Source organism: Pseudomonas siliginis (assembly GCF_024072275.1).
In the GTDB taxonomy this organism is placed as follows: domain Bacteria; phylum Pseudomonadota; class Gammaproteobacteria; order Pseudomonadales; family Pseudomonadaceae; genus Aquipseudomonas; species Aquipseudomonas siliginis.
On the sequence record NZ_CP099598.1, the window covers coordinates 2,172,370 to 2,193,286 of the forward strand.

At 61.2% G+C, this 20,917-nt stretch carries 16 protein-coding genes; 14 read left to right on the forward strand and 2 right to left on the reverse strand.

Annotated features, from left to right (window positions below; all coding sequences use genetic code 11):
• Positions 1-55: 55 nt before the first annotated feature.
• Complete coding sequence (locus tag NF676_RS10135) at positions 56-3,334, reverse strand: PAS domain S-box protein (protein ID WP_071171649.1); 3,279 nt, start codon at positions 3,332-3,334, stop codon at positions 56-58.
• A 63-nt stretch (positions 3,335-3,397) separates the two neighbouring features.
• A complete protein-coding gene (locus tag NF676_RS10140; RefSeq protein WP_024012384.1) occupies positions 3,398-4,288 on the reverse strand; it encodes a LysR family transcriptional regulator in 891 nt (296 codons plus the stop codon).
• A gap of 139 nt (positions 4,289-4,427) precedes the next feature.
• Between NF676_RS10140 and leuC the strand changes: the two genes are divergently transcribed.
• The 14 genes from leuC to purF all read left to right on the forward strand — a co-directional run bounded on the left by leuC (position 4,428) and on the right by purF (position 20,905).
• Positions 4,428-5,858: a 3-isopropylmalate dehydratase large subunit gene (leuC, locus tag NF676_RS10145; RefSeq protein WP_041478531.1), complete on the forward strand. Its 1,431-nt coding sequence runs from the start codon at positions 4,428-4,430 to the stop codon at positions 5,856-5,858.
• Positions 5,859-5,860: 2 nt separating this feature from the next.
• Positions 5,861-6,505, forward strand: coding sequence for a 3-isopropylmalate dehydratase small subunit (gene leuD, locus NF676_RS10150; protein ID WP_056784378.1), 645 nt, complete (start codon positions 5,861-5,863; stop codon positions 6,503-6,505).
• A gap of 132 nt (positions 6,506-6,637) precedes the next feature.
• A complete protein-coding gene (locus NF676_RS10155) occupies positions 6,638-7,405 on the forward strand; it encodes a class I SAM-dependent methyltransferase (RefSeq protein ID WP_056784380.1) in 768 nt (255 codons plus the stop codon).
• 55 nt (positions 7,406-7,460) lie between these two features.
• Positions 7,461-8,543 carry a 3-isopropylmalate dehydrogenase gene (leuB, locus tag NF676_RS10160; RefSeq protein WP_016773933.1) on the forward strand — a complete coding sequence of 361 codons (1,083 nt, stop codon included), beginning with the start codon at positions 7,461-7,463 and terminating at the stop codon, positions 8,541-8,543.
• A gap of 66 nt (positions 8,544-8,609) precedes the next feature.
• Positions 8,610-9,722: an aspartate-semialdehyde dehydrogenase gene (gene asd / locus NF676_RS10165; protein WP_016773934.1), complete on the forward strand. Its 1,113-nt coding sequence runs from the start codon at positions 8,610-8,612 to the stop codon at positions 9,720-9,722.
• A gap of 245 nt (positions 9,723-9,967) precedes the next feature.
• Positions 9,968-10,978 (forward strand): aspartate-semialdehyde dehydrogenase, encoded by a 1,011-nt coding sequence (locus NF676_RS10170; RefSeq protein ID WP_150635754.1) that lies wholly within the window; start codon positions 9,968-9,970, stop codon positions 10,976-10,978.
• A 209-nt stretch (positions 10,979-11,187) separates the two neighbouring features.
• Positions 11,188-13,845, forward strand: coding sequence for a motility hub landmark protein FimV (locus NF676_RS10175; protein ID WP_252887648.1), 2,658 nt, complete (start codon positions 11,188-11,190; stop codon positions 13,843-13,845).
• Positions 13,846-14,111: 266 nt separating this feature from the next.
• Positions 14,112-14,936, forward strand: a complete 825-nt coding sequence (gene truA, locus NF676_RS10180; RefSeq protein ID WP_016773937.1) for a tRNA pseudouridine(38-40) synthase TruA — start codon at positions 14,112-14,114, stop codon at positions 14,934-14,936.
• Between the two features lie 64 nt (positions 14,937-15,000).
• Positions 15,001-15,633 carry a phosphoribosylanthranilate isomerase gene (locus NF676_RS10185; RefSeq protein WP_252887649.1) on the forward strand — a complete coding sequence of 211 codons (633 nt, stop codon included), beginning with the start codon at positions 15,001-15,003 and terminating at the stop codon, positions 15,631-15,633.
• 198 nt (positions 15,634-15,831) lie between these two features.
• Positions 15,832-16,752, forward strand: a complete 921-nt coding sequence (gene accD / locus NF676_RS10190) for an acetyl-CoA carboxylase, carboxyltransferase subunit beta (protein ID WP_016773939.1) — start codon at positions 15,832-15,834, stop codon at positions 16,750-16,752.
• Positions 16,749-18,056: a bifunctional tetrahydrofolate synthase/dihydrofolate synthase gene (folC, locus tag NF676_RS10195; RefSeq protein WP_252887650.1), complete on the forward strand. Its 1,308-nt coding sequence runs from the start codon at positions 16,749-16,751 to the stop codon at positions 18,054-18,056. The genes accD and folC overlap by 4 nt, the downstream gene beginning before the upstream one ends.
• On the forward strand, positions 18,040-18,699 hold the full coding sequence (locus NF676_RS10200) for an SPOR domain-containing protein (RefSeq protein WP_041478538.1): 660 nt from the start codon (positions 18,040-18,042) through the stop codon (positions 18,697-18,699). Before folC ends, NF676_RS10200 begins: the two co-directional genes overlap by 17 nt.
• Positions 18,700-18,797: 98 nt before the next feature.
• Complete coding sequence (locus tag NF676_RS10205; protein WP_016773942.1) at positions 18,798-19,358, forward strand: CvpA family protein; 561 nt, start codon at positions 18,798-18,800, stop codon at positions 19,356-19,358.
• 41 nt (positions 19,359-19,399) lie between these two features.
• Positions 19,400-20,905: an amidophosphoribosyltransferase gene (purF, locus tag NF676_RS10210; RefSeq protein ID WP_016773943.1), complete on the forward strand. Its 1,506-nt coding sequence runs from the start codon at positions 19,400-19,402 to the stop codon at positions 20,903-20,905.
• Positions 20,906-20,917 lie beyond the last annotated feature (12 nt).

Below are 20,917 nucleotides of genomic sequence, written 5' to 3' on the forward strand. Positions count from 1 at the left end.
GCTGACGCAAACCGTGGCAATTGTTGCTCTGTTGCCAGTCTGTGCGACCGCCGATTCAGGGCAGCAGTTTTTTCAGATCCTCCAACCCCACCGGTCGGCTGTGCAGATAGCCCTGATACAAATGGCATTCCAGCCCCTGCAAAAACGCCAGCTGTGCTGGCGTCTCCACTCCTTCGGCAATCACTTCCAATTCCAAGCTGCGCGCCATCGCGACAATCGCGCGAATGATCTCGGCAACATTGGAGTCAGTGGTCGCATCGCGGATGAACGACTGGTCGATCTTCAGGGTGTCTACCGGCAGACGCTTCAAATAAGTCAGCGACGAATAACCGGTGCCGAAATCGTCCATGGCGAAGCTCACGCCGAGCTTTTTCAGACGACGCATTTTGCTGATGGTGTCTTCCAGATTCTGAATGACGATGCCTTCGGTGATTTCCAGTTTCAGCAGAGAGCAGGGCAGGCCGTGGCTGGTCATGCTGTGTTCGATGCGTTCGACGAAATCGTTCTGGCGGAACTGCCGGGGACTGATGTTCACGCACAGGCTGAAGTTGAGCGGGTCGACCAGTTTCAGTGCGATCAGTTGTTTGAAGGCGTTGCAGGCTTCATCGAGGATCCACGTGCCGACTTCGAGAATCAGGCCGCTGTCTTCCAGTACCTTGATGAACTCGGTGGGCGATTGCGCGCCGAGTTCGGGATGATTCCAGCGCACCAGGGCTTCGGCGCCAATGATGCGGTTGTCGCGGGCATCGACCTGTGGCTGAAAGTGCACGTTGAACTCGCCGCGCGACAGCGCCAGGCGCAGGTCGGTCTCCATGCGCAGGCGTTCGCTGGCCGCTTTCTGCATGGTGTTGTGATACATCTGCGTGGTGTTGCGCCCGGAATCCTTGGCCCGGTACAGGGCGATGTCGGCGCGTTTGAGCAGGTCGGTCGGGGTCGAGCCGTGATCGGGGATCAGCGCGACGCCAATGCTCGGCGTCACTTGCAGGCGCTGGCCATCGAGGAACATCGGCTCCGAGAGCAGTTCGCGAATGGTGTCAGCCAGCGCGCGCACTTGCTCGCTGACTTCACTGCGCGATCCTTCGAGGCCGCTGAGCAACACCACAAACTCATCGCCACCGAGGCGCGCCACGGTGTCTTCCATGCGCACACTGGCTTCGAGCCGCGCGGTGATGATTTTCAGCACGGTGTCGCCGACCGGGTGACCGAGGGAATCGTTGATGTGCTTGAAGTGATCGAGGTCGAGAAACAGCAAGGCGCCACGCAGATTGTGGCGCTTGAGCAGGGCGATCTGCTGGCTCAGGCGATCCATCAGCAGGGCGCGGTTGGGGAGGTTGGTCAGCGGGTCGTGATAGGCCAGGTGACGAATCTGCGCTTCGGCGTTCTTCAACAGGCTAACGTCGCGCGCGGTCAGCAGCAGGCAGGCGGTTTCATTGAGGGTGATCGGCTCGACCGAAACTTCCACCGTGAGCAACTCGCCGCGCTTGTTGCGCCCGAGCATTTCCTGATGATGCACGCGGCCCTTGATCTGCAACTCGGCGAGTAAGGTCGAGCGCTGTTTCTCTTCGGCCCAGATCCCCACCTGATAAACGGTTTTGCCCACCACTTCGTCGGCGCGGTAGCCGGTAAGGCGACAGAAACCGTCGTTGACCTCCAGATAACGCCCGGTGTCGCGCTCGGTGATGGTGATCGCGTCTGGACTTGAGTGAAACGCCTTGGCGAATTTTTCTTCGCTGGCCTTCAGAGCCGCTTCCGAGCGCTGTTGCTGGGTGATGTCGCGCAGGGTGGTGACGATGCACGGCTGGTCGCCGACGCTGATCTGCCGGCTGGAAATCACGCAGGTCAGCGACTGGCCGTCCTTGTGCTGGACGAGAATGGCCACGTTGCTCAGGCCTTGTTCGCGAATCACTCGTTCGATGCGTTGCAGGCTCTTTGCCGAGGCGTCCCACAGGCCGATTTCTTCGGCGGTGTGGCCAATCACATCGGCGGCGCTCCAGCCAAAGGTCTGGCTGAAGCTCGAATTGATTTCGATGAATTCCCCGGTTTCCTGGCGCGTCACGCAGATCGGATCGGGGCTGACCTGAAACAGCGTGGCGAATTTCTCTTCCGAGGCTACCAGCCGCTGCTCGCGCTCGACCTGATCGGTGATGTCCAGCAACGTGCCGGCCATGCGCAGCGGTGCGCCGTTGTCGTCGCGATAGAGACGCGCGCGGCTTTCCAGATAGCGCGAGCTGCCGTCGGGCAATTGCACCCGATAGGTCAGTTGATAATTGCCGGCGGGGCCTTCGCGCAGGCTGCGGTAGGCGTCGCGCATGCTGTCGCGCTCCTCGCCCGGCACGCCTTCGAAAAACTCCTCGAATGATTCATGAAATGGAATCGGCTCCAGCCCGTGCAATTGCGCAGCGCGCGCCGAGCCGTAGAGCATGCCGCTGGGGATGTGCCAGTCCCAGGTGCCGAGTTGCGCCGAATCCAGCGCCAGGTCGAGGCGTTCCTGGCTGTCCTTCAAGGCCAGTTCGGCGGCTTTGCGTTCGGTGGTGTCGAGGAAGGTGCTGAGCAGATAGGGCTGGCCTTCGAGCTCGACCTTCTGCGCGCTGAGGATGCCGTCGTGCACCTGGCCATTGCTAGCGCGAAACTGCACTTCCATGCTGATCAGCTCGCCCTTGGCTTTGGTTTTCTTCACCAGTTCGGCGCGTTGCTCGGGATGCACCCACAAGCCCAGTTCCAGGGTGGTGCGGCCGATTGCGCTTTGCACCGGCCAGCCGAACAGGCTTTCGAAATACTGGTTGGCCTCGCTGATCAGACCGTCATCCTGACGGGTCAGCAGAACCATGTTCGGGCACAGGTGGAAAAGTGTCGCGAAACGTTTCTCCGAGCTGCTCAGGGCCTGCTCGCGCTGGCGTTGGTGGGTGATTTCGCGAATCACCCCGATCATTCGGGGCCGGCCGTTCTTGTCCGGCAGCAGGCTGCCGCTGATCTCCAGCCAGTGCAGGCTGCCGTCGGGCCAGCGAATGCGGTGATGCATCGCCTGCTCCAACGGGGCACCGGCGATCACCGCATGGAAAGCACGCACGGTTTTCGCACGGTCTTCCGGCGGCAACAGGTCGAGGTATTCCAAATCGGCGGGTAATGGCTGCCGTGGATCGAAACCGAACAATGCCTGAGTGCCCCGCGACCAGCTGATCTGGCCGCGCTCGATGTCCCAATACCAGGCACCGAGCCGCGCGCCGTTGAGCGCGGCGAGCAATTGCGGCGCGCTTTCCCAGCTCTGCTCGGAATGGCGCGGATCAACAGCCTGGATTCGCGGCATCGGCGGAATTCGGTCAACAGATTTCGGCATTGTCAGCGGGCCTTGAGCTGAGTGGCGTGAGGCACAGGAGCGGCTCTATAGGAGTAGCACAAGTCAGGCCGGGATCCCTGGCCGATCGATTTGTGCATCCAGCAGGGCCATGAAGGCGCGTGCTGCATTCGATAGCGTCCGTTCGGTGTGCAAGATATAGCCTAGCTGGCGAGTGAGCTGTATGCCCGGCAATGCGATGCTTGCCACTTGTTCGTCGAGCATCGTGCGCGGCAGCACGCTCCAGGCCAGGCCGATGGAGACCATCATCTTGATGGTTTCCAGATAGTTGGTGCTCATGGCGATGTTCGGCGTCAGGCCCTGAGCTTCGAACAAACGCTGGACGATGTGGTGGGTAAACGTGTTGCCGCCGGGGAAAACCGCCGGATGGCCGGCGATGTCCGCCAGACTGACGGCGCCGTTGTTGATCAGTGAGTGTTCCGGGGCGACGACGAAATCCAGCGGGTCGTCCCATACCGGCGTAGCTTTGACCAGGGTATGCGGCTCTGGCGCGAGGGTGATGACCGCCAGTTCTGCGCGGCCGTGGAGAATTTCCTCGTAGGCCACTTCCGAATCAAGGAACTGAATATCCAGCGCAACCTGTGGGTAGCGGCGGGTGAACTCCCTTAATAGAGGCGGCAAGCGATGCAGGCCGATGTGGTGACTGGTGGCCAGGGTCAGGCGGCCGCTGACCTCGCCGGTCAGGTTGGTCAGGGCGCGGCGGGTGTCGTCGAGCACATTGAGAATCTGATAGGCCCTTGGCAGCAGGGCGCGACCCGCCTCGGTCAGACCGACTTCGCGACCTAGTCGATCAAACAGGCGCACTTTCAATTGCTGCTCAAGCCCGGCGATGCGCTTGCTGATCGCCGGTTGTGTCAGATGAAGGCGTTCGCCGGCGCCGGAGAAGCTGCCGGTCTCGGCGATGGCAATAAAAGCATTCAGGTTAGCCAGATCCATGTCGCATTCCAGTTGGTTATCCAAAGCATAAAAAATATGAATTTGAGTTATTTAATCTAACCCCATAGGATCGGCCTCACAAGCCAAAGGGTTATTGATAAGCCCAGGGCATAGAAACAAGCTGATGAGGAACCGTCTGATGGCCGGCAAAACGCTCTACGACAAGCTCTGGGATTCGCATTTGGTCAAGCAGCGCGACGATGGCTCGGCGCTGATCTACATCGATCGTCACATCATCCACGAAGTGACTTCGCCGCAAGCTTTCGAAGGCTTGCGTCTGGCCGGGCGCAAGCCTTGGCGCATCGATGCCAACATCGCGACCCCGGACCACAACGTACCGACCACTCCGGAGCGCAAGGGCGGGATCGAAGCCATTGCCGACCAGGTCTCGCGTTTGCAGGTGCAGACCCTCGACGACAACTGCGATGAATACGGCATCGTCGAATTCAAGATGAACGACGTGCGTCAGGGCATCGTTCACGTGATCAGCCCGGAGCAGGGCGCGACCTTGCCGGGCATGACCGTGGTCTGCGGTGACTCGCACACTTCGACCCACGGCGCATTCGGGGCATTGGCCCACGGTATCGGTACATCTGAGGTCGAGCACGTGCTCGCCACCCAGTGCCTGGTCGCCAAAAAAATGAAAAACATGCTGGTGCGCGTCGAAGGCCAATTGCCGTTCGGCGTGACCGCCAAGGACATCGTCCTTGCGGTGATCGGCAAGATCGGCACCGCCGGCGGTAACGGCCATGCCATCGAGTTTGCCGGCAGCGCGATCCGCGATCTGTCCGTCGAAGGCCGCATGACCATCTGCAACATGTCCATCGAAGCCGGCGCCCGCGTCGGCCTGGTGGCGGCAGATCAGAAGACCATCGACTACGTCAAAGGTCGTCCATTCGCGCCGAAGGGCGAGCAGTGGGACATGGCCGTCGAAGCCTGGAAAGACCTGGTCTCCGACGCCGATGCCAAATTCGACACCGTGGTCGAGTTGGACGCCGCGCAGATCAAGCCGCAAGTCAGCTGGGGCACTTCGCCTGAGATGGTTTTGGCCGTGGATCAGAACGTGCCGGACCCGGCCAAGGAAATGGATCTGGTCAAGCGTGACTCGATCGTTCGCGCCTTGAAATACATGGGTCTGACCGCCAATCAGGCGATCACCGACATTCAGCTTGATCGCGTATTCATCGGTTCCTGCACCAACTCGCGCATCGAAGACTTGCGCGCTGCTGCGGTGATCGCCAAGGGCCGCAAGGTGGCCTCGACCATCAAGCAGGCGATCGTCGTGCCGGGCTCGGGTCTGGTCAAGGCGCAGGCTGAAGCCGAAGGGCTGGACAAGATTTTCCTCGAGGCCGGTTTCGAATGGCGCGAGCCGGGTTGCTCCATGTGCCTGGCGATGAACCCGGACCGTTTGGAGTCCGGCGAGCATTGCGCCTCGACTTCCAACCGTAATTTCGAAGGCCGTCAGGGCGCCGGTGGCCGTACCCACCTGGTCAGCCCGGCCATGGCGGCGGCGGCAGCGGTGAACGGCCGTTTCATCGACGTTCGTGAATTGATCCAAGGAGCACAGTAAAGATGAAGGCATTTACTCAGCACACTGGTCTTGTCGCGCCTCTGGATCGTGCCAACGTCGACACCGATCAGATCATTCCCAAGCAGTTCTTGAAGTCGATCAAGCGCACCGGTTTCGGTCCGAACCTGTTCGACGAGTGGCGTTATCTGGATGTCGGCCAGCCGTATCAGGACAACTCCAAGCGCCCGTTGAACAAGGATTTCGTCCTCAACGCCGAGCGTTATCAGGGTGCCAGCGTATTGCTCGCCCGCGAGAACTTCGGCTGCGGCTCGAGCCGTGAACACGCGCCGTGGGCGCTGGAAGAGTACGGTTTCCGCAGCATCATCGCGCCGAGTTACGCCGACATCTTCTTCAACAACAGTTTCAAGAACGGCCTGCTGCCGATCATTCTCAGCGATGCAGAAGTTGATGAACTGTTTAAGCAAGTTGAAGCCGAGCCGGGTTATCAATTGCAGATCGACTTGCAGGCGCAGACCGTGACCCGCCCGGATGGCAAGGTGTACAGCTTCGAGATCGATGCGTTCCGCAAGCACTGCCTGCTCAACGGTCTGGACGATATCGGCCTGACCTTGCAGGACGGCGATGCGATTGCGACGTTCGAGGCGAAACATCGGGTTAGCCAGCCGTGGTTGTTTCGCGACGTGTGATTCGAAATTGATGTAGTCGGGGCTGGCCCCTTCGCGAGCAGGCTCGCTCCCACCTTGGAATGCATTCCCCTGTGGGAGCGAGCCTGCTCGCGAAGACGGCAGCGCAAACAACATAGATACCAGGATGTGCCCATGACCAGCACCGCCCAACACACTCAGGTCGTACAAAAGCAATTCGGTGAACAGGCCGCCGCCTACCTGAGCAGCGCCGTTCACGCTCAAGGCACCGAATTCGCATTGCTACAGGCTGAGCTGGCCGGGCAGGGCGAGGCTCGTTTGCTGGACTTGGGTTGCGGCGCAGGCCATGTCAGTTTCCACGTCGCTCCATTGGTCAAGGAAGTGGTGGCTTACGACCTGTCGCAGCAAATGCTTGATGTGGTTGCCGGCGCTGCCGTTGATCGCGGCTTGAACAACATCATTACCGTCAACGGCGCTGCCGAGCGCTTGCCGTTCGTTGATGGCGAGTTCGATTTTGTGTTTAGCCGGTACTCGGCGCATCACTGGAGCGACCTCGGTCTGGCCTTGCGCGAAGTGCGCCGGGTGCTGAAGCCGGGCGGGGTGGCGGCTTTCGTTGACGTGTTGTCACCGGGCAGTGCGTTGTTCGACACTTACCTGCAAAGCGTCGAAGTGCTGCGCGACACCAGCCATGTCCGCGACTACTCCGCCGCCGAGTGGCTGCGCCAGGTCAGCGAGGCTGGTCTGCATGTGCGCAGTACCACCCGGCAGCGCCTGCGTCTGGAGTACAGCAGCTGGGTCGAGCGCATGCGCACACCTGACGTGATGCGCGCGGCGATCCGCCAGTTGCAGCAGTCGATGGGCAACGAAGTGCGTGAGTATTTTGAGATAGATGCCGACGGCTCGTTCAGTACCGATGTGATCGTACTGATGGCCGAGCGATAGGAATTTTTCCCGGCGCGCCGTTCACTGGCGCACCGCTTGAAGACACGAGGAAAGCATGAGCAAGCAGATTCTGATTCTCCCGGGTGACGGTATTGGTCCGGAAATCATGGCCGAAGCGGTCAAGGTGCTGGAATTGGCCAATGACAAGTACAGCCTGGGCTTCGAGCTGAGCCACGACGTGATCGGCGGCGCGGCCATCGACAAGCATGGCGTGCCGCTGGCCGACGAAACCCTTGATCGCGCCCGCGCTGCCGACGCCGTGCTGCTGGGCGCGGTCGGTGGCCCGAAATGGGACACCATCGAGCGTGACATCCGCCCTGAGCGCGGTCTGCTGAAAATCCGCGCGCAACTGGGCCTGTTCGGCAACCTGCGCCCGGCGATCCTCTATCCGCAACTGGCCGACGCGTCGAGCCTGAAACCGGAAATCGTTGCCGGTCTGGACATCCTCATTGTCCGTGAGCTGACCGGCGGCATTTACTTCGGCGCGCCGCGTGGCACCCGTACGCTGGACAACGGCGAGCGTCAGTCCTACGACACGCTGCCGTACAGCGAAAGCGAAATCCGCCGCATCGCCCGTGTCGGTTTCGACATGGCCATGGTTCGTGGCAAGAAGCTCTGCTCGGTGGACAAGGCCAACGTCCTGGCATCCAGCCAGTTGTGGCGCGAAGTGGTCGAGCAAGTGGCCAAGGATTACCCGGAAGTCGAACTGAGCCACATGTACGTCGACAACGCCGCCATGCAGTTGGTGCGCGCACCCAAGCAGTTCGACGTGATCGTCACCGACAACATGTTCGGCGACATCCTCTCCGACGAAGCGTCGATGCTCACCGGCTCGATCGGCATGCTGCCGTCGGCCTCGCTGGATTCCAACAACAAGGGCATGTACGAGCCTTGCCACGGTTCGGCCCCGGACATTGCCGGTAAAGGCATTGCCAACCCGCTGGCGACGATCCTGTCGGTATCGATGATGCTGCGTTACAGCTTCAATCTGCACGACGCTGCCGATGCCATCGAAAAAGCTGTCAGCGTCGTGCTCGATCAGGGCTTGCGCACCGGCGACATCCACTCGGCCGGTTGTACCAAAGTCGGTACGCAGGAAATGGGCGACGCAGTAGTCGCCGCGCTGCGGAATCTGTAATCTCTCGGGCCCGCTGCGAAATTCAATACAAAGCAGCGGCCCACTTTTCAAGAAGGTGTAGTTGCGATGAAACGTGTAGGTCTGATCGGTTGGCGCGGGATGGTCGGTTCCGTGCTCATGCAGCGGATGCTGGAAGAGCAGGATTTCGATCTTATCGAGCCGGTGTTTTTCACCACGTCCAATGTCGGTGGCCAAGGCCCGTCCGTGGGCAAGGACATTGCTCCTCTCAAGGACGCTTACAGCATTGACGAGCTGAAGACCCTCGACGTGATCCTGACCTGCCAAGGCGGCGACTACACCAGCGAAGTATTCCCGAAGCTGCGTGAAGCCGGCTGGCAGGGTTACTGGATCGACGCGGCGTCGAGCCTGCGCATGAACGATGACGCGGTGATCATTCTCGATCCGGTCAACCGCAAGGTCATCGACCAGCAACTGGACGCGGGCACCAAGAACTACATTGGCGGCAACTGCACCGTCAGCCTGATGCTGATGGGTCTGGGCGGTCTGTTCGAGGCCGGTCTGGTCGAGTGGATGAGCGCCATGACCTATCAGGCGGCCTCCGGTGCCGGCGCGCAGAACATGCGTGAACTGATCAAGCAGATGGGCGCGACCCACGCCGCTGTCGCCGATCAACTGGCCGATCCGGCCAGCGCGATCCTCGACATCGACCGTCGCGTGGCCGAAGCCATGCGCAGCGACGCGTACCCGACCGAAAACTTCGGCGTACCGCTGGCCGGCAGCCTGATCCCGTGGATCGACAAGGAACTGCCGAACGGCCAGAGCCGCGAAGAGTGGAAGGCCCAGGCCGAGACCAACAAGATCCTCGGTCGCTTCAAGAGCCCGATCCCGGTCGACGGCATCTGCGTGCGCATCGGCGCCATGCGCTGCCACAGCCAGGCGCTGACCATCAAGCTGAACAAAGACGTACCGATCGCCGATATCGAAGGGCTGATCAGCCAGCACAACCCTTGGGTCAAGCTGGTACCGAACAACCGCGAGATCAGCATGCAGGAGCTGAGCCCGACCAAGGTCACCGGCACCCTGAATGTACCGGTCGGTCGTCTGCGCAAGCTGAACATGGGTTCGCAATTCGTCGGCGCCTTCACCGTCGGCGACCAACTGCTGTGGGGCGCGGCCGAACCGCTGCGCCGCATGCTGCGGATCCTGCTGGAGCGTTGATCGCTTGAAGCATTGAAGAAGCCCGTGCCTTGTGAGAGGTGCGGGTTTTTTTATGCCAAGGATTTCTCCGGTGTCTGTACTGCCTTTTTCGCGAGCAGGCTCGCTCCCACATTGAAATGCGGTCCCTGTGGGAGCGAGCCTGCTCGCGAAAGGGCCGGTCCAGCCGCCGCAAATCCTGCAGAAATTGCCTGCGCGCCACCCACCCGGTAAAGTGCCGCTCCCCCCGTTTTGCCAGAGGTAGCTCCATGACCCAGACTTTCGATATCGCCGTTATCGGCGCCACCGGTACTGTCGGCGAAACCCTCGTACAGATTCTCGAAGAACGCGACTTCCCGGTCGGCAACCTGCACCTGCTGGCCAGCAGTGAATCGGCCGGCAGCTCGGTGCTTTTCCGCAACAAAAACGTACGCGTGCGCGAGGTCGACGAGTTCGATTTCAGCAAGGTCAGACTGGTGTTCTTCGCCGCCGGCGCTGCTGTGTCGCTGAGCTACGCCGCTCGCGCCCATGCTGCCGGTTGCTCGTTGATCGACTTGTCCGGCGCCTTGCCCACCGATCAGGCGCCACAAGTGGTGCCCGAGGCCAATGCCGATATTCTCGCCAGTCTGAAAAGCCCATTCCAGGTCAGCAGCCCAAGCCCGTCTGCTACGACGCTTGCGGTGGTGCTGGCGCCGCTGCTCGATCTGCTCGATCTGCAATACGTCAACGTCACCGCCAATCTGGCCGTTTCGGCGCAAGGCCGCGAGGCGGTCACCGAGCTCGCGCGGCAGACCGCCGAGCTGCTCAACATGCGTCCGCTGGAACCGACGTTCTTCGACCGGCAGATGGCCTTCAACCTGCTGGCACAAGTCGGTACGCCTGATGCGCAGGGCCACACGCTGCTGGAAAAACGATTGGTTCGAGAGCTGCGCCAGGTCCTGGCGAAACCTTTATTGAAGATTTCTGCCACTTGCGTTCAAGCCCCGGTGTTTTTTGGCGATAGCTTTAGCGTGACCTTGCAGTCAGGCAGCGCTGTTGACCTGGAAAAGGTCAACGCAGCGCTTGAGGCTGCACCGGGCATCGAGCTGGTCGAGGCCGGTGATTATCCGACCGCGGTCGGCGATGCGGTGGGGCAGGACGTGGTCTACGTAGGCCGCGTGCGGACGGGCGTCGACGACCCGGCGGAACTAAATCTTTGGCTGACGTCAGATAACGTACGCAAAGGCGCGGCGCTCAACGCCGTGCAACTGGCTGAGTTGTTGATAAAAGACCTGCTGTAAAAGATACTTGGCAACAATTTGTCGACTGATTCTAGGTGAGCGCTATGCTTGCCCGAAGCGCGTCGATGACGAGTCACCCTCCGGGACTTTCCGGGGCAGCACCGAAATGATCGCGCGCGGCGACCCCCGTCGTCGCGCGCAATGCCTTACGGCAGCGGTATTCAAAAGCTTCTCGCTGGCCGAGGAACGTTCAAACAAAGGATGAGGCTATGGTTCAAGTTCGCAAACTGGTGTTAGCAATAGCGGCCGCCTCGGCGCTGTCCTCCGGTATGGCGCATGCCCTCGGGCTCGGGGAGCTGACCCTGAAGTCGACCCTGAACCAGCCGTTGGTGGCTGAAATCGAGCTGCTCGACGTCAAGGATCTCACCGCTGCCGAAGTGGTGCCGAGCCTGGCTTCCCCTGAAGATTTCGCCAAGGCCGGCGTCGACCGTCAGGCTTTTCTCAATGACCTGACGTTCACCCCGGTACTCAACGCCAACGGCAAAAGCGTGTTGCGCGTGACCTCGAGCCAACCGCTGTCGGAACCGATGGTGAAGTTCCTTGTGCAGGTGATGTGGCCCAATGGCCGCTTGTTGCGTGATTACAGCGTGCTGCTCGATCCGTCGAAGTTCTCGCCGCAGACCGCAGACGCCGCCGCGCAACCGGCGCCGTCGCAGACCATCACTGCGCCCACCACTGGCGCCACCCATCGCAATCAATACACCACCACGCCGCGCGATACCCTGTGGGAAATCGCCGCGAAGGCGCGCAACGGCGGCTCGGTGCAGCAGACCATGCTGGCGATTCAGGCGCTCAATCCGAATGCCTTTATCGACGGCAACATAAACCGTCTGAAAACCGGCCAGGTGCTGCGTCTGCCTGACCCGGTACAAAGCACAGCGCTGCCGCAGTCGGCTGCCATCGCTGAAGTGGCGGCGCAGAACGAAGCCTGGCGTCAGGGCCGTCGTTATGTGGGCAAGCCTGGCACCGGTCAGCAGCAGCTGGATGCGACCAATCGTGGCCGTGGCAATACCGGTGCAGCGGCCAACACCCAGGACAATCTGAGCCTGGTCTCGGCGGAAAGCGCCAAGCCCGGTGCGAAAGGCCCGGCCGGCGACGCCAAGGCGCTGAGCAACAAACTGGCAATTACTCAGGAAAACCTCGACACGACCCGTCGTGACAACGAGGAACTGAAAAGCCGCATGGCTGATCTGCAGAGCCAGCTGGACAAGCTGCAAAAGCTGATCGAGCTGAAGAACAATCAACTGGCGAAGATGCAGGCCGACGGCGCCGGCGCTGCGCCTGGCGCCACTGCTGCTGTGCCGCCGGTGCCGGCGATCACTGCCGAACTGGCCGCAACACCGCCAGCCACCCCGGCCGACGCCGCAGCGGCTTCACCGACTCCAGAGTCGGCCATCGCGCCGCCAGCGGAAACCCCGGTTGAGCCGGTCGTCGAGCCGGTGGTCGAAACCACGCCTGCTGCCGCCGATGACGACAAAGCCTTCGATGAACTGCTGACCAATCCGATCCTGCTCGGCCTGATCGGCGGCGGTGCGGTGGTTCTGCTGCTTCTGCTGTTGCTGCTGGCACGTCGTCGCAAAGCCCAGCAGGAAGCCGAAAAGCACCTGCGCATGGCCCGCGCTCTGGCTGAAGAGCAAGAGTTCTCCGCTGAGCAGGATCTGCCGGAAAGCAGCTTCTCCGGCCTGGAAACCCCGGCAGCCAGCGTCAAGCTCAACACGCCAGCTCCGGCACCTGCGCCAGCCCCTGCACCGGTCGTCACTCCGGTGGTGATGGCTGCGCCGATTGCCGCACCACTGGTGGCCCCGGCCGGCGAACGCTCTGATGATGTGCTCGACAAAGCGCAATCGCACATCAATGCCGGCCGCCTTAATCAGGCCGCCGCGCTGCTGGAAGAGGGCGTCAGCCTTGAGCCGGAACGCAGCGATCTGCGCCTGAAGCTGATGGAAGTCTACGGTCAGCAGGGCGACCGCGATGCGTTCGTTGCGCAAGAGCGTCAACTGGTGGCCAATGGCGATAACTTCGCCAAGGTCGAAGCGCTGAAAAGCCGCTTCCCAGCCATGGCTGTGGTCGCTGCCGGTGGGCTGGCAGCTGCCGCCGTCGCTGCCGAACTGGACGCGCAGTACGTCAAGGAATTGCTGCAAGACGAGCCGCAAGCGCCCGAGGCTGCCGCTGACGATCTCGACATCGCGTTCGATTTGAGCCTGGACGACCTCGACAACATCACCCCGGTCGATCCTGCGCCAGCGGTCGAGCCAGAAGCGCCTGTCGAGCTCGACGCGTTTCCGGCCGAAGACGATCTGAGCTTCGCTTCGGTGCTGCAAGAGCAGACCGAGATGAAAGACAATCTCGACGATCTGTCGGACTTCGATCTGGACATGGATCTGGGCGCCGAACCATCGCCGGCCACGTTGGCTGAAGATGACTTCCTGCTGGATCTTGACGACGGCGTGAAGGACTTGCCGCCGGTCGAGACGCCGGTAGTTGCTGACGTGCCGCAGGACGATCTGGAACTCCCAGCCGATTTCGACCTGTCGCTGGCCGACGAAATGGACACTAACCCAGCCGCCGAGCCGGATGCTTTCGCGGCCGAGCTCGACGACGTCAATGCCGAGCTGGATCGCCTGTCGCAAAGCATGGCCGAGCCGAGCTTCACCGAAGCGGACGCTGCGTTGGGCGATGATCTGGGCGAAGACGATTTCGACTTTCTCGCCGGCACAGACGAAGCAGCGACCAAACTCGATCTGGCCCAGGCTTACATCGACATGGGCGACGCTGACGGTGCGCGTGACATCCTCAACGAAGTGTTGACCGAGGGTGACGAGAAGCAGCGGGGCGAGGCCAAGGAAATGCTTTCCAACCTGGCGTAAGTTCAGCGGTAAACAACAAGCGGCAGCCCGGTGGGGCTGCCGTTTTTGTTTGTGCCGGATTCGGCGGTGTTTGATCGATTGCTTTCGCGAGCAGGCTCGCTCCCACAGGGGGGCGCATTGCAAATGTGGGAGCGAGCCTGCTCGCGAAGGGGGCGGTACTGCCGATAGAGAACTCTGGCATCCCCAGCCCACCGCCTTATAATGCCCGCCTTTGCAAATCAGCAGGCTGTCCCACCTTGGCAAACATAGATAACCCGGTCGCCGAAATGGCGCCCGACGGCTTTTACCGCGTCGCGCTGGGCGTTGAGTACAAAGGCTCGCGCTACAGCGGCTGGCAACGGCAGCTGACCGGAGTGGCGACTGTGCAGGAAGAGCTTGAAAAAGCCCTGTCGAAAGTCGCCAATTCGCCGGTTTCCCTGCAATGCGCCGGGCGTACCGATGCCGGCGTGCATGCCTGCGGCCAAGTGGTGCACTTTGACACCCAGGTTGATCGCTCGCTGAAAGCCTGGGTCATGGGCGCCAATATCAATCTGCCCCACGACATCAGCGTCAGTTGGGCCAGGGTCATGCCGGCGCATTTTCATGCGCGCTTCAAAGCCATTGCCCGGCGTTATCGCTATGTGATCTACAACGATCAGATCCGCCCGGCGCACCTCAATGAAGAAATCACCTGGAATCACCGTCCGCTCGACGCCGAGCGCATGGCCGAGGCCGCGCAGTACCTGATTGGTACCCACGATTTCAGCGCGTTCCGGGCCGGTCAGTGCCAGGCAAAGTCGCCGATCAAGAAGATGCATCACCTGCGCGTGACCCGTCACGGCAAGATGATCGTGCTCGACATTCGGGCCAATGCCTTCCTGCATCACATGGTGCGCAATATCGCTGGTGTGCTGATGACCATCGGTGCCGGTGAGCGTCCGGTGGAGTGGATGAAGGAAGTGCTGGAAAGTCGCGAGCGTCGCTCCGGCGGGGTCACGGCGCATCCCTACGGGTTGTATCTGGTGCAGGTCGAGTACCACGACGAATTTCCGTTGCCCGAGCGCTTTATCGGGCCACATTTCCTTACGGGTTTCTCCGAACTTGACGGCTGACGCCCTCGAACGCTTTTGTTACCATCCGGGACGTTTTCGGATTTTGCCTTGAGGTTTTCCTGACATGTCAGCCGTTCGCAGCAAGATCTGCGGCATTACCCGCATCGAAGATGCGCTGGCCGCCGTCGAAGCCGGTGCCGACGCGATCGGCCTGGTGTTTTACGCCAAGAGTCCGCGAGCGGTGAACGTGCAGCAGGCGCGGGCGATCATCAAGGCGCTGTCGCCGTTCGTTACCACCGTGGGGCTGTTCGTCAATGCCAGCCGTTGCGAGCTGGGAGAAATCCTTGATGCGGTGCCGCTGGATCTTTTGCAGTTCCATGGCGACGAAGGTGCGGAGGAGTGTGAAGGCTGGCATCGTCCGTACATCAAAGCGCTGCGGGTCAAGGCCGGCGATGATATTGCCGCTGCTTGCGATGCCTTTCCCGGCGCCAGTGGCGTACTGCTCGACACCTATGTCGAAGGGGTGCCCGGTGGAACCGGCGAGGCGTTTGACTGGTCACTGATTCCGCAACACTTGAGCAAACCGCTGATTCTGGCCGGCGGCCTGACGCCGGAGAACGTTGCCGACGCGGTAGCACGGGTCAAGCCCTACGCGGTGGATGTCAGCGGCGGGGTAGAAGCGAGCAAAGGCATCAAGGATCACCACAAGATTCGCGCATTCATCAACGCGGTGCGCGGCAATACATCGTCGATGTGACGGCTGGCAGTCTGCCGCCGTCCATCAATGCACTTGCACAAAGCAGGCGCGGCTGAGGGTTGCTGAATCGTCGCAGGTCATGTTCCGCGCTGACCGCCACTGTTCGGCAACCATCGCCACACACATGAATTTAGCTCAAGGGCATACGCGGGGCTGCGAACCAGAGCGTTCGGGCCGCCGGTACTGGAGAAAGAAAGCATGAGCAACTGGTTAGTAGACAAACTGATCCCTTCGATCATGCGCTCGGAGGTCAAGAAGAGCTCGGTGCCTGAAGGTCTGTGGCACAAATGCCCATCCTGCGAGGCTGTGTTGTACCGTCCGGAGCTGGAAAAGACCCTGGACGTTTGCCCCAAGTGCAACCACCACATGCGCATCGGCGCACGTGCGCGCATCGACATCTTCCTCGATCCGGAAGGCCGCAACGAACTGGGCGCTGACCTGGAGCCGGTTGACCGTCTGAAATTCCGCGACGGCAAGAAGTACAAGGACCGCCTGGTTGCCGCGCAAAAGCAGACCGGCGAAAAAGACGCGCTGATCTCGGTCAGCGGTACCTTGCTGGGCATGCCGGTAGTGGTTTCGGCGTTCGAATTCAACTTCATGGGCGGTTCCATGGGCGCCATCGTCGGTGAGCGCTTCGTTCGCGCTGCCAACTACGCACTGGAAAACCGCTGCCCGATGATCTGCTTCGCCGCCTCCGGTGGTGCACGCATGCAGGAAGCGCTGATCTCGCTGATGCAGATGGCCAAGACTTCGGCCGTACTGGCGCGTCTGCGTGAAGAAGGCATTCCGTTCATCTCCGTACTGACCGACCCGGTCTACGGCGGCGTTTCCGCCAGTCTGGCGATGCTTGGCGACGTCATCGTCGGCGAGCCGAAAGCCCTGATCGGCTTCGCCGGTCCGCGGGTAATCGAGCAGACCGTGCGCGAGAAACTGCCGGAAGGCTTCCAGCGCAGCGAGTTCCTGCTCGAGCACGGCGCGATCGACATGATCATTCACCGTCAGGAATTGCGTCCGCGTCTGGGTAACCTGCTGGCACAGATGACCGGCAAGCCGACGCCGAAGTTCGTCGCCGCGCCGATCGAACCGATCGTGGTGCCGCCGGTGCCTGCCAACGTATGACCCAGCGCACCCTTGGTGAATGGCTCGCCTACCTTGAGCAGTTGCATCCGTCGGCCATCGACATGGGCCTGGAGCGTTCGCAACAGGTAGCGTCCCGCATGGGGCTGGGCCAGCCGGCGCCTCGGGTGATCACGGTCACCGGCACCAACGGCAAGGGTTCGACCTGCGCGTTCGTGGCTTCATTGCTGCGTGCGCAGGGCCTGAGCGTTGGTGTCTACAATTCTCCGCACCTGCTGCGTTACAACGAGCGGGTGCAGCTCAATGGCGTCGAAGCCACTGACGCGCAGCTCTGCGAAGCCTTTGCTGCGGTCGAGGCGGGCCGCGGCGAGACTTCCCTGACTTACTTCGAAATGGGCACTCTGGCAGCGTTCTGGCTGTTCCAGCAGGCGGCGCTTGACGCTGTGGTGCTTGAGGTCGGGTTGGGCGGGCGTCTGGATACCGTCAATGTGGTGGATGCCGATATTGCGCTGGTCACCAGCATTGGCGTCGATCACGCCGATTATCTGGGCGATACCCGCGAATCCGTGGCCTTCGAGAAGGCCGGAATTTTCCGCCAGGGCAAGCCAGCTCTGTGTGGCGACCTGAATCCTCCGCAACCACTGCTCGACAAGGCGCACGAACTGGCTTGCCCATTCTTTCTGCGTGGACGCGATTTCGATCTCGGCATCACTGATCAGCACTGGCAATGGCGCGGCACCGATGCCCTGGGCCAAGTGGTCGAGTTGCGCGACTTGCCGCTGCTCGATCTGCCGATGGAAAACGCCGCGCTGGCGCTGCAAGCCTATCTGCTGACAGGTTTGCCGTGGAATGCCGAACAGATTGTCGCGGCGTTGCAGGCGACGCGCGTGGTTGGGCGCCTCGATCGTCGGTCATTCGAATGGAATGGCAAGCGCCTGAACCTGTTGCTTGATGTTGGTCACAATCCGCATGCCGCTGAATATCTCGCCCGTCGTCTGGCCGCGCGGCCCCCGGCGGGCAAGCGCCTGGCGGTATTCGGCCTGCTGGCGGACAAGGATCTGGATGGTGTTGTTGGCGAATTGAATGCTAGTGTCGCGCATTGGGCTGTCGCGCCGCTGGATTCGCCGCGCGCGCGTCCGGTGGCTGAACTTGAGGCAGCGCTGCAGAACCTTGGTGCTTCGGTTACGTCTTACGCCCGCGTGGCGGCCGCTCTGGAAGGGCAGTGCGCTATAGCAACCAGTGACGACGAGATTCTGTTGTTCGGATCATTTTATTGTGTCGCCGAGGCCCTTGAATGGCTGGCCCGGCGCTCCACGGAGGAAGCGGCAAATGGCTTTGCTGGATAAAGCGTACAAGCAGCGCATGGTTGGCGCGCTGGTGCTGGTGGCGCTGGCGGTGATCTTCCTGCCGATGCTGTTTTCCCGTCAGGACGAGCAGCGTCAGGTGACCGTCGAGGCCCCGGCTGCGCCTCAGCCTTCGGCCATGCCGCAGGTGCAAATTGACCCGGTGGCTGTGCCCGAGCCGCAAGCCTTGCCGCAAGAGCCTGTGCCGACTGACGAAGAAGTCGCTGAAGAAGCGGTGCCTGCGGCCCCGGCTGCACCGGCTGCGCCAGCGCCGACCATCCCTGCGCAGATAGCTCGTCCGGCAACGCCGCCACCGGTGGCCAAGCCGATTCCGGCGCCGGCTCAGCCGATCACATCCGCAACCAGCAAGCCTGACACCACGCAGAGCCGCGTCGATGCCAACGGTCTGTCGGTGAGCTGGTCGGTGCAACTGGCCAGTCTGTCGAGCCGCGCCAGCGCCGAGAGCCTGCAGAAGAACCTGCGCAGCCAGGGTTATAACGCCTACATTCGTTCTGCCGATGGCAAGAATCGGGTGTTCGTCGGTCCGCTGATCGAGCGTGCCGAAGCCGATCGTCTGCGTGATCTGCTGAGTCGTCAGCAGAACCTCAAGGGCTTCGTTGTCCGTTTTCAGCCTGAACGTGGCTGAAATCTATCACCTCGATTGAAAAGCACTGACAATCGCAGCTTACCGACAGCCATGCGCTCTGCTAAAATGCGCCGCCTTATCCGTCTGTAGGCTGCACTGTGCCATTTACCTGGGTTGACTGGGCGATCGTTGCAATCATCGCCATCTCCGCTTTGATCAGTCTGAGCCGCGGCTTCGTAAAGGAAGCTTTATCGCTGCTGACCTGGATCATCGCAGGAGCGGTTGCCTGGATGTTTGGTGGCTCACTGTCCGAGTACCTCGCCGGATACATCGAAACCCCATCGGCTCGCGTGATCGCGGGCTGTGCCATCATGTTTGTCGCCACACTGATCGTGGGCGCAATGATCAATTATCTTATCGGCGAGTTGGTTCGCGTCACCGGGTTGTCCGGGACCGATCGATTCCTCGGCATGGCCTTCGGCGCAGCGCGTGGCGTGTTGCTGGTGGTCGTGGCGGTCGGGCTGTTGAGCCTGGGGCCGGTACAGCAGGACGGGTGGTGGAAAGAATCACAGCTCGTGCCCAAGTTTCTATTGGTCGCCGACTGGTCCAAAAACCTGATACTCGGGTGGAGCAGTCAGTGGCTTGCCAGCGGAATCAGCGTACCCGCTGAGATTCCGTTCAAGGAGCAGCTCTTGCCGACGGCGAAAACGCCTCAGTGAGTGCTGTTCAGTTCAGATCCATTAAGTAGGGGTTGCGTCGCATGTGTGGCATCGTCGGTATCGTCGGTAAGTCGAACGTCAATCAGGCGCTGTATGACGCGCTAACCGTGCTCCAGCACCGCGGCCAGGACGCTGCCGGTATCGTGACCAGCCATGATGGCCGGTTGTTCCTGCGCAAGGATAATGGCCTGGTGCGTGACGTGTTCCAGCAGCGTCACATGCAGCGTCTGGTCGGCCACATGGGTATCGGCCACGTCCGTTACCCGACTGCCGGCAGCTCGACGTCGGCCGAAGCCCAGCCGTTCTACGTCAACTCGCCGTACGGCATCACACTGGCGCATAACGGTAACCTGACCAACGTTGAACAGTTGGCCAAAGAGATTTACGAATCCGATCTGCGTCACGTCAACACCAGTTCCGATTCGGAAGTGCTGCTCAACGTATTCGCCCACGAGCTGGCCCAGCGCGGCAAGCTGCAGCCGACCGAAGAAGACGTGTTCGCCGCCGTGACCGACGTGCACAACCGTTGCGTTGGTGGTTACGCCGTTGTGGCGATGGTCACCGGTTACGGCATCGTCGGTTTCCGCGATCCGCACGGCATCCGCCCGATCGTGTTTGGCCAGCGTCACACCGACGAAGGCGTCGAGTACATGATCGCCTCGGAAAGCGTTTCTCTGGACGTGCTCGGTTTTACCCTGATTCGCGACCTCGCGCCGGGTGAAGCGGTGTACATCACTGAAGACGGCAAGCTGCACACCCGTCAGTGCGCAACCAACCCGTCGCTGACCCCGTGCATTTTCGAACACGTCTACCTGGCGCGTCCGGACTCGATCATCGACGGCGTGTCGGTTTACAAGGCGCGTCTGCGCATGGGCGAGAAGCTTGCCGAGAAGATCCTGCGCGAGCGCCCTGAACACGATATCGACGTGGTCATCCCGATTCCGGACACCAGCCGTACCGCAGCGCTGGAGCTGGCCAATCACCTGGGCGTGAAATTCCGCGAAGGTTTCGTCAAGAACCGTTACATCGGTCGCACCTTCATCATGCCGGGCCAGGCTGCGCGCAAGAAGTCGGTACGCCAGAAGCTCAATGCCATCGAGCTGGAATTCCGTGGCAAGAACGTCATGCTGGTCGATGACTCGATCGTGCGCGGCACCACCTGCAAGCAGATCATTCAGATGGCCCGCGAAGCCGGCGCGAAAAACGTCTACTTCTGCTCGGCGGCACCTGCGGTGCGCTTCCCGAACGTGTACGGTATCGACATGCCGAGCGCCCACGAACTGATCGCGCACAACCGTTCGACTCAGGACGTGGCCGACCTGATCGGTGCAGACTGGCTGATCTATCAGGATCTGCCTGACTTGATCGAAGCGGTCGGCGGCGGCAAGATCAAGATCGAGCACTTCGATTGCGCAGTGTTTGACGGCAAGTACGTGACCGGTGACGTCGACGAGGCTTACCTGAACAAGATCGAACAGGCGCGCAACGATGCCTCGAAGGTCAAGACCCAGGCAGTCAGTGCGATCATCGATCTGTACAACAACTGAGTTTCCACCGGC